The organism is candidate division WOR-3 bacterium, assembly GCA_026418155.1.
Classification (GTDB): domain Bacteria; phylum Hydrothermota; class Tepidihabitantia; order Tepidihabitantales; family CAIPLT01; genus JAOABV01.
The window spans coordinates 1-10,547 of record JAOABV010000060.1 but is presented as its reverse complement, the minus strand read 5'-3'; the positions used below and the strand labels follow the sequence as shown (position 1 = coordinate 10,547).

General features: G+C 36.2%; 8 protein-coding genes. 6 read left to right on the top strand and 2 right to left on the bottom strand.

The features are described from left to right. Positions 1–260: 260 nt before the first annotated feature. Together N2201_06450 and N2201_06445 are read right to left on the bottom strand one after the other, a co-directional pair. Positions 261–485 carry a hypothetical protein gene (locus N2201_06450; protein MCX7785845.1) on the bottom strand — a complete coding sequence of 75 codons (225 nt, stop codon included), beginning with the start codon at positions 483–485 and terminating at the stop codon, positions 261–263. Between the two features lie 296 nt (positions 486–781). Then, positions 782–2,494 (bottom strand): SBBP repeat-containing protein, encoded by a 1,713-nt coding sequence (locus N2201_06445; GenBank protein ID MCX7785844.1) that lies wholly within the window; start codon positions 2,492–2,494, stop codon positions 782–784. 550 nt (positions 2,495–3,044) lie between these two features. Here N2201_06445 and N2201_06440 point away from each other — a divergent pair. The 6 genes from N2201_06440 (at position 3,045) to N2201_06415 (ending at position 10,239) form a co-directional block, all read left to right on the top strand. Further along, the gene (locus N2201_06440; GenBank protein ID MCX7785843.1) at positions 3,045–6,044 is read left to right on the top strand and encodes an SBBP repeat-containing protein; all 3,000 of its coding nucleotides are present in this window, start codon (positions 3,045–3,047) and stop codon (positions 6,042–6,044) included. A 193-nt stretch (positions 6,045–6,237) separates the two neighbouring features. Next, the gene (locus N2201_06435; protein MCX7785842.1) at positions 6,238–7,494 is read left to right on the top strand and encodes an endonuclease Q family protein; all 1,257 of its coding nucleotides are present in this window, start codon (positions 6,238–6,240) and stop codon (positions 7,492–7,494) included. A 71-nt stretch (positions 7,495–7,565) separates the two neighbouring features. Then, positions 7,566–8,078 carry an HIT domain-containing protein gene (locus tag N2201_06430; GenBank protein ID MCX7785841.1) on the top strand — a complete coding sequence of 171 codons (513 nt, stop codon included), beginning with the start codon at positions 7,566–7,568 and terminating at the stop codon, positions 8,076–8,078. A 65-nt stretch (positions 8,079–8,143) separates the two neighbouring features. Further along, positions 8,144–8,839 (top strand): TIGR02253 family HAD-type hydrolase, encoded by a 696-nt coding sequence (locus tag N2201_06425; protein ID MCX7785840.1) that lies wholly within the window; start codon positions 8,144–8,146, stop codon positions 8,837–8,839. A gap of 259 nt (positions 8,840–9,098) precedes the next feature. Next, on the top strand, positions 9,099–9,470 hold the full coding sequence (gene acpS / locus N2201_06420; GenBank protein ID MCX7785839.1) for a holo-ACP synthase: 372 nt from the start codon (positions 9,099–9,101) through the stop codon (positions 9,468–9,470). A 4-nt stretch (positions 9,471–9,474) separates the two neighbouring features. After that, entirely contained in the window at positions 9,475–10,239 is a 765-nt protein-coding gene (locus N2201_06415) for a DUF3108 domain-containing protein (GenBank protein ID MCX7785838.1), read from the top strand. Positions 10,240–10,547 lie beyond the last annotated feature (308 nt).

Here is a 10,547-nt window from a genome sequence, read left to right as displayed (position 1 = left end):
TTGCCACACTTACGGAAAAACAGAAAAAGATATTTTCTGTCAGTTTAGCCTTGAACTTTTGAACATTAAACTTCCTTGCTACCGAAGAAGGTATCAATTTGCCGTGTTACATCCAATACGAGCCGAAGAATTCTAAAGCAACATTGTTTAAATAATAAATTAACTTTTTTGTATTCTATAAAAAACATAGGGTGGAGCCCCACATCCACCCTATGCAGAGGATATATGAGGAGTATATAAGTGGGAGGCTTAACGCATTTTTATTGAATAATCAGTTTTATTTCTTGTTGATAATCGTTATTATTGTATCGTAAGAAGTAAACACCACTTGTAAAATGCTTCGCACTCATACTTATTAAATAATAACCGACATTTTTGTATTCGTCAAGGAGATTTTTAACTAATCTCCTTTCAAAGAAAGAATTAGATATATCTCGTTTCTGTAATAAACCATGCACATAATAAATCAATTGTATTTCGAACACATAAAAACTTTTCGAGTTCCCAAATTTTGATAATATATTGTAAATATAATTTGATAATATATTGTAAATATAAAATGTAATTTTGTTAATATGTAATTCTAAATTTGCACAAAATATGATACATTACTAATTTTACAAACAGTATTTAACAAAGGCAAAACTTTATGGAAAACAAAAGAATTTACCCAGAAAACTTGATACTACTTTCTTTCCTGAACCAGCCTTTAGGATAAATTTGAAAGATAATAATTAGATTATTGTTTGATAAAGTCTTTCCTTCTGATAAAAGAGAATTTTTAGTTCACAGTCAATTTTATTTGTTGACGATTATGCTCACATTCATATCGTAAGAAGTAAACTCCGCGGGTAATATTTCCCAGTGAAGTTGTATATGAACCAGCATTAAGATTGCCTTCAGATATTGTTTTGACTAATCTACCCAATGCATTATAGAGTTTGATGACCGCTTGACCATTATTAGGAACTATGTAATGAATAATTGACTTTTTATTAATCGGATTTGGGTAGACATTAAAGTTTAAATTAGAAATTCTTTCTGCCTTTTCGGTTATTGCTACAGGTTGGGTATATTTTATTGTCACCCAATCAATATAGGTTGCAGGATTGACACCCCGGCCATAACCGGCAACATAAACATTATGAGCATTATCAACTGCAACTGATTGTCCTTGATGGATTGTATCCATTGCGGGATGGTTATAACGCATAGTCCATAGCAACTCGCCGTTAGGATTATACTTAAGGGTCAAAATATCAGTATGGCCAGTGTAGGGAGCACCAATATAAGTGCTACGCCCAGTTAGATAGATATTACCTAACGCATCAATTGCCATTCCGTTTTGGCCACTTTCGTCAGGACAATTTTCATAACTTCGCATCGTATCTTGCACCACCGCAGGTCCATTATATGTTCTTAACCAAACGACATTGCCGTTTACTGCATTAAATTTTATTAAGCATAAATCCATATTAGAGACTGAGATAGGCGAGTAAGTTGTTCCATAGACATAAACATAACCCGAGCCATCAAGTTTTATCCAATAACCGATATCGGCTAAATTATAGGTGCCATTATAGGCTCTTAACCAAACAGTATCGCCTGAGGAATTAAGTTTGATAGTTGTAAGGTCTGAACTCGTGCCAGTATTATTGAGCGAGCCGGTAACATAAACATTGCCTAAGGCATCAGCCACAATATCACGACCATAGTCATTACCATCAGCACTGCCATTAAATCTTCTCGCCCAGATTTCGTTGCCATTTGCCGAATTATATTTTATTATTACCATATCAGTATTACCGGATGCAGTTGCATTAGAGTAACCTGTTACATAGAGACCGGTTTCATTAATAAATATTGAATAACCGTGGTCAATCCCGGTCACACCACCATCATAAAATGCCTCCCATTGAAAAGCGCCATTGGAATTGTATTTAACTGTTACGATATCATAATAACCATAACCAGAACGGGCACCGTAGCCGGTGACATAGACATTTTCGTCCGCATCAAGGACAATTCTCCGGGCAAAATCATAACCACCACTGCCGGGTGCATCATAAGTTCTCAACCAGACAGTATCACCAGTTTGACCATTTAATTTTACTATCAGATAATCACCAGCATTTAAGCGCATTGTATGTCCGCAGATATAAACATTACCTGAGGGTGCAACCGTAATCGAACTGGCTCTTTCAAGAAAAGTTCCCGGATAAGGGTCAGTCCAGCGCCATAGAGTATCGCCATTAGTATTATATTTGATTACTTGGGCACGACTATTTGAAGAAGAAGTTTGCATACTTCCTGCAACATAAACATTACCTGAGTTATCTATAGTCATTACATATGCGTAATCAGCAAAAGAACCTGCAGAAGTCCATCGCCTTGCCCAAACTTGACTCACTTGTGCCTTTACCAGGGTAAATAGACCAGTTAATCCCATAATTAATAAGACTAATATTAATGTGTTGTTTTTATTGTCGGGCATAATTGCCTCCTAAAAGGTTAGTTTTTTGCACAGAGATACTGAGAACACAGAGAACTTTTTTGTGCTGTGTTCAAAATAATGTTAATAATCTCCATATGGTATTGTTGAGATACATCTGACCAGATCTGGTTGCATTGTTGAAGCGTGTAATGTCTGATATCTGAGTAATTTTATATTTATTATCACAGATTGAGCCTGTTATTGAGATTGCCTGAGAATACAATAGACTTTGAGAATTTAATTTGCTGCGGTTTAGAATTATACCGATAGAATAAAAAGTTTTCATTATCACAATGGTAATTTTAATTAATAGTGTAGTCTTGTCAATGTATATTCAAACTATCTCTGGATAAATTAATTTTTGCTCAAAAATTCACAAACCAATATGGTGTCTGTTTAAATTAAAATAAATAGCGGTATCGGATAAAATCACAGAATATGCTCAATCTTTTGTAAGTTCAGGGACACTTTTTCAGAGCAATTTTTTGATGTTTGCCTAATTTGGAATATCTTGACTTAAGCAATAACTCTAATAATATTATCTTAAAATATGAATTCTATTAAAAGAACATTCTTCTTTTTTCTGGTTTTTGTTAAATTGCTTTGGGCGCAACCGGATACAATCTGGACAAGAAGATATGATGAATTGATTAATAGTAAAGATGGAGCAACTGCAATTGCCATCGATAATTGGGGCAATGTTTATGTCACAGGCTGGACCGGAAGTGGTCGGCTTATGGATTATCTGACAATTAAGATTAATCCTTCGGGAGAAACTTTATGGACCAGAAGATACAACGGCACAGCCAATGACCGCGACTATCCTTATGCGATTGCGGTGGATGCTTTAGGCAATGTTTATGTCACAGGTGAAAGTTTTAGTGCGCATACAGACTTTGATTGTGTCACAATTAAATATAACGCACAAGGTTTGGAACAATGGATCGCGCGGTATGATGGGCCGATTGGCGGCGGTGATTTTGCTTATGCTTTGACTCTGGATAATATCGGCAATGTCTATATTGCCGGTGAAAGCGATGGTGGAAATAGTTTTTATGATTATTTTGTGGTCAAATATAATACTAATGGTGTTGAGCAATGGTCGCAAAGATATGATGGTCCTGACAATGAAGCCGATTGTGCTAACGCCATTGCGGTCGATGCTTTAGGTAATGTCTATGTCACAGGTGAAAGTCAAGGTGTTGAAGGTGATTTTGATTTTGCCACGATTAAGTATAATGCTCAAGGTATTCTCCAATGGATTCAAAGATATGATGGTTTGGCTGAAGGTGATGATAAGGCCTACTCGATTAAAGTTGATGGTGCGGGTAATGTTTATGTAACAGGCGAAAGTTTTGGTTTCGGAACTTATTTCGATTTTGCTACGATTAAATATAATACTAATGGTGTTGAGCAATGGGTGCGAAGATATGATGGACCAGATAATGACGATGACTGCGCTAATGCTTTAGCGGTTGATAATTACGGCAATGTCTATGTCACAGGCGAAAGTTTCAGTTATACTACAAATTATGATTATGTTACGATTAAATACAATTCGACAGGAACTCAACTTTGGCTACAGAGATATAACGGCACAGGTAATGGTATCGATTTTCCTAAGGCAATCTTTGTCGATGTTTCTAATAATGTTTATGTTACTGGAACGAGTTGGAGCACAGGCACTGCTTATGATTATACCACAATTAAATATAATGCACTTGGTGTTCAGCAATGGACACAACGATATAATGGAACAGGCAATGGAGGCGATGATGCCAGTTCGATTGTGGTTGATAATAGTGGCAGTGTCTATGTCACGGGCACGAGTTTGGGTGTAGGGAGTTATGAAGACTTTATCACTCTTAAATATAATACTAACGGCACACAACAGTGGGTAAGTCAATGTAATGGTCAGACTCACAGTTACGATGAAGCAACTCGTCTTGTCATCGATAATGCAAATAATCTCTATATTACAGGCGCCAGTGAAGGTTCGGGCACTTATTTTGACTATGCCACAATTAAATATAACTCCAATGGCGAAAGATTGTGGGTATCAAGATATAATGGCTCAGGCAATGCTAACGACTATCCTTATGCAATGACAGTAGATGGCTGGGGTAATGTTTATGTGACCGGTGAAAGTTATGGTTTAGGCACAGATTATGACATCGTTACAGTTAAGTATAATGCTCAAGGTATTCAACAATGGTCGCAAAGATATAATGGTAGTGCTAATCGATATGATGCTGGTTCTGATATCTGCGTGGATATGTTAGGCAATGTTTATGTCACAGGCGTTTGCGAAAACTTATCAACTGACTTCGACTATGTCACAATCAAATATAATTCCAATGGTGAAGTCCAATGGATTAAAACCTATAATGGTCCGTCAAATATTATTGATTATGCTAATGCAATTACAGTTGATAATGAAGGTAATGTTTATGTCACTGGTGCCAGTTTTGGTTCAGGAACTTTTTATGATTATGCCACAATTAAATATAACCCTTATGGTGAAACTCTCTGGGTGAGAAGATATAATGGACCGGGCAATTATTCTGATGGTGCGTTTGCCATTGCGGTTGACAATCAAGGCAATGTTTATGTCACAGGACGGAGTTGGGGTTCTGGAACTAATCGCGACATTGCTACTATTAAATACAATCGAGACGGAACTCAAGAATGGGTTCAACGCTATAATGGTTTAATTAATGGTGAAGACGGTGCCTATGCTTTGGCAGTTGATTTACAAGGTAATGTCTATGTTTCTGGCTATAGTTATAGTATCAGCACAAATAAAGACTTTGCCACAACTAAATATCGTGTTGATAGTTTTGAGCAATGGCCACAAGAACAGAATAGGTTAAGTAGTATCAGCACCAATAAAGATTTTGTCACCATCAAATATAGTGCTGAAGGTACTCAACAATGGGTGCAAAGATATGATGGTTATGGATATGATGATGAAGCCTGTGATATTAAAGTCGATTATTTTAGTAACGCATATGTTACAGGCACAAGTTATAATCCAACATCTAATTTTGACTATGTAACGATAAAGTATTCTTCGGATGGTAATCAACTGTGGTTACACCGTTTTAATGATGCGGGCAATCTTGATGATAAAGCGGTTTCGCTTGCATTAGACGCAATGAATAATATCTATATTACAGGAAAAAGTTATGGTTTAGGAACATCTTATGATTATTTCACAATTAAATACACGCAAACTTCAGCCCTTGAACAAACGCGCACGCTCTTTGATATCCAAGATGTTAACTTAAAGGCATGTCCGAATCCTTTCCGCGAACGCACAGCAATTACCTACTCATTATTCCAAACAGAAAATGTTTCTTTAACAATTTATGATATTGCAGGACAGTTAGTCAAAACTTTAGTTAAGGGAAAACAACCATTAGGTAATTATCAATTTTACTGGAATGGCACAGACGAAAAGAATCAAAAGGTCAGTGCCGGAATTTATTTTTATCTTTGGCAAACAGAAAAAGATATTAAATGTAAGAAAATTTTAATGTTAAAATAGAATAAATTATAAGAAGGTTGGATTGGGTGCTTGGGACAAAGGGAAAATAGAGTTGGCGAGGTAATTTTTTATCAAACTTTTTTGGGTAATAAAACAGAATTCGGCATAATAATTCTTGAAATTAATGCGAGTCTTACAATACTATTTTAACGATAGGGTTGACATTTGATACCTTATTACCTAAAATAGACTGATGGAATTTATTGCTGATTTTCATATTCATTCGAAATATTCTCGGGCAACAAGTAGTGATATGGTAATTCCACAAATTGCTGAAGCCGCTGAATTAAAAGGTATTAAGTTGATTGGCACCAGCGATTTTACTCATCCCGTATGGCTCAATAGTTTAAGACAAGAACTGCTTCCAGTTGATGAAGGAATTTTTCGATATGGCAAGACATATTTTATTCTCACGACTGAAGTGAGTAATATCTATTCTAAAGGTGGCAGATTGCGTCGGATTCATAATCTTATCTTTGCATCCAGTTTTGAAGATGTTGATAAAATTAATCAGTTTTTAGGAAAATTTGGTAGTTTAAGTTCGGATGGCAGACCAATTATTAGCCTTGACACTAAGGTTATGTTAGAACGGATAAAGGAGATTGCGCCTGATGCCTTTATCGTGCCGTCTCATATTTGGACGCCGTGGTTTTCTCTTTTCGGTTCTAATTCCGGTTTTGACTCGATTGAGGAATGTTTTGATGAACTGACCTCAGAAATATTTGCCTTAGAAACCGGTCTCTCTTCAGACCCCAAAATGAACTGGACCTGTTCAAAACTTGACCGCTACTCTTTAATATCTAATTCTGATGCCCATTCACCTTCGCGCATTGGTCGCGAAGCCAATGTCTTTAATTGTAAACTCTCCTATTATGAAATCAAGGAAGTATTAAAGACTAAAGATAAAAACCGGTTTTTATTTACGATTGAATTCTTTCCTGAGGAAGGTAAGTATCATTATGACGGACATCGGAATTGTAATGTTTGTTTAAGTCCACAAGAAGCGTTGGCTAACGATAATTTATGTCCGGTTTGTGGCAAGAAATTAACGATTGGCGTTGCTCATCGGGTTTTACTTTTATCGGACCGACCTGAAGGTTTTGTGCCGGAGTCAGCAATTCCTTATAAAAGTTTAATTCCCTTAGAAGAGATTATTGCCGAAGCAATGAATGTAGGCAGAGATACGAATGCAGTTAAAAACCAGTATCTAAAGTTAGTAAACGCATTATCCGGCGAATTCAATGTTTTACTCAATGCTCCGATTTCCGAAATTGTAACGCATTCTGATGAACGGATTGCATATGCCATCGCGCAGATGCGTAAAGGCGAAGTCTTTTGTAAACCTGGTTATGACGGTGTCTTTGGCAAAATTAGTGTGTTTAGCCAAGAAACAACGACACCACCGATGGAATTGCCAACCGATAAAGAGAGTCAGATGAGATTATTTTAGATAAACAATAGAATGTGCAAAAACCGAAAACCTACTTCATATCTAAAAACACCTAAGGGGAGAGTGAATTTATGAAACATATTTGGGCGCCTTGGCGCATGGCATATATTAATAGTTGTCAGCAAGATAAAAGACAAAAGTGTGTGCTCTGTATTAAAGCGTCTTCGGAAAAGAATGATGCGGCCGCTTTAATTCTATTGCGGGGAAAATATTCTTTTGTGATGATGAACCGATATCCCTATAATCCAGGGCATCTAATGATTGCACCCTATCGACATTCAGGTAAAATTGAAAGTTTTAGTTCTAAAGAAACGAGCGAAATGTTTTATCTACTCCAGCAATGTGTTAAAGTTATTAGTAAGACGCTTAAGCCTGATGGTTTTAATATTGGTGCGAATCTGGGTAGAGTTGCGGGCGCGGGGATTCCGAACCATTTCCATATGCATCTTGTCCCGCGCTGGAATGGCGATACAAACTTTATGCCGATTTTAACTGATACCAAAATTATCTGTCAAGAATTGGAGCGAACTTACGAGATACTTAAAAAAGCCCTAACCACAACTTTGAATAAAATTAACAGATGAGCGAGAACACGAACCGGTTAATCTATGTGCTGGTAAATAATAAAAATTGATTGTTTACAACGTTTATGAGTAAAAAGATAAAAGCGATTATCTTTGATTTAGATAACACCTTAGTCGATTTTATGAAATTAAAGGAATTTGCGATAGACGCAGCAGTTGAAGCAATGATCGATGCCGGCTTACAGATGAAAAAAGAAGATGCCCGCAAAAGAATCTTTGAAATTTATCAACAAAAAGGCATTGAGTATCAACAGGTATTTGACGACTTCTTAATGCAAGAACTGGGAAGGCTTGATAATAAGATACTTGCGGCTGGTATTGTCGCATATCGTCGGGCACGCGAAGGCGTTTTAGTTTCTTATCCGCGGGTGACCATTACTTTATTAGAATTATTAAAACGGGGATTAAAATTAGCAGTTGTTTCCGATGCGCCACGACTTCAAGCCTGGTTAAGATTATGTGCCTTAAATATTCATAATTATTTTGATGTGGTGGTAACTTTTGAAGATACTGAGAAACGCAAACCCGCACCAGAGCCGTTTATCAAGGTTTTGGAATTATTAAAACTAAAACCTGAAGATGCGATTATGGTGGGAGATTGGGCAGAGCGCGATATTGTTGGTGCCAAACTTTTAGGAATGAAGACGGTCTTTGCACGATATGGCGACACTTTCGGCACCAAAAACTCAGGCGCAGATTGGGATATTGATGACATCTACGAGTTAGTCAAAATAATTGACCAAGAAAATAAAGATAGTTAAAATACGCAGTAGCACTAAAAGCCAATCTGTTAAGTATTGGATAGGTGACGAAAATGGTAATTTTCGGAATTAGCGATGATTTAATAGAAGTGAGACGAATCCTAAAGCATTTGAGCGTCTTGGCAGTGTTTAAGAGTAGTTTTGATACCAATTTTCGGAATAGGTATTGATTTAATAGAAGTGAGACGAATCCAAAAAGTATTTGAGCATCTTGGCAGTGTTTAAGAATAGTTTTGATACCAATTTTAAGTAAATAGAGATGGCGATTTTCGGAATTGGTATTGATTTAGTAGAAGTGAGACGAATCCAAAAAGCCATCGAACGATTTGGCATGCGCTTTAAGAATAGAATTTTCACTGACACGGAACAGAAATTTTGCGAAGCACAGTCCCAAAAATATCTTTCTTATGCCGCACGATTTGCGGCTAAAGAAGCATTTTCTAAAGCCTTAGGCACAGGATTACGAGGTATAATATCTTGGCAGGATATTAATATTATTGACGATGAGAAAACTCCGCCTAAATTAGAGATAAAAGGTAAAGCCAAAGATATCTTAAATAATAAAAAGACCTTATTAAGTATTACTCATACTGATGAGTATGCCGGTGCAGTTGTAATTATCGAAGATTAATATAATGCGACAGTATCAAAAGTTTATATTTAGAGTATTAATTCCATTGATTTTAAGTTATATTTCTTGTCAGAAATCACATCCGATATTGTCCGATTTAATTGCGCCTAATTGGCAGAACGGTGATAAGTATTATTATGAAATCTATCGCAACAATCAACTAATCGGATATACCCAACAGATATTACATTTTGATATGGAGGACAAAAAACCGACTTATGTTTTAGAACTATTAAGTGAAATCGATTGGCAGGAGACTTATTTAAGTGATTCGACGGTCGTATGTTTTTCTCGTCAAGACTTCGCGCCGATTTGGAGTTATCGGAAATTAGAAACCGATTTTGATTCTCGAATTGTCGAAGTTCATTATGATGAATCTAATATTGACATCTGGACCGAAACAATGGATGGCAAAGATGCCAAATCGTTATCCGTAAAAGGAACCTATTTTGATAACGAAATGGTTTTTTGGCTAATGCGATGTTTACAATGGGAAAAAGGCAAGCGCTATTCGATTAAAATCATTAATCCGTTTTTGCTCCAAGTTGCACTGGGCACCGTTAGTTATGGTGGTAAAGCAATAATCAAAACATTATCCGGTACTTTTGACTGTGATAAAATCAATTTAACTTTTGATTCAGAAAAATACAATTTATTTATTGAGCGGACCAGCAGTCGAAGACTTATCCAAATACAAGAGAAACATTCTAATCTTACACTGGTCTTAGTTGAAAAGACACCGCAGTCAACAAAAATTACCAGCCGATAATTTTCTCATTACCCTCTAAAAATTTAGAAAATAGTGTTATAGAAAAAGTCACTTTTGAGAGAATAATACGCCTAAAAATATCTGATATGTGCCGAAAATATATTTCATACTAAAAGACCAAGAATCTAACTATCTTTTAGAAAATTAAAGTGCAATATTAGGAGAAAATAATCAAATTTGATAGAAAATTAGAAATAAGGTGAGTTGTGGGTATAATAAAAATGCCGGCACTAATCGAATGAGCCACAGGCTTATTTGACCGAGAAGGCAAAGGGTTAGGCGACTTTATCCGCTATCCTATTGATAAT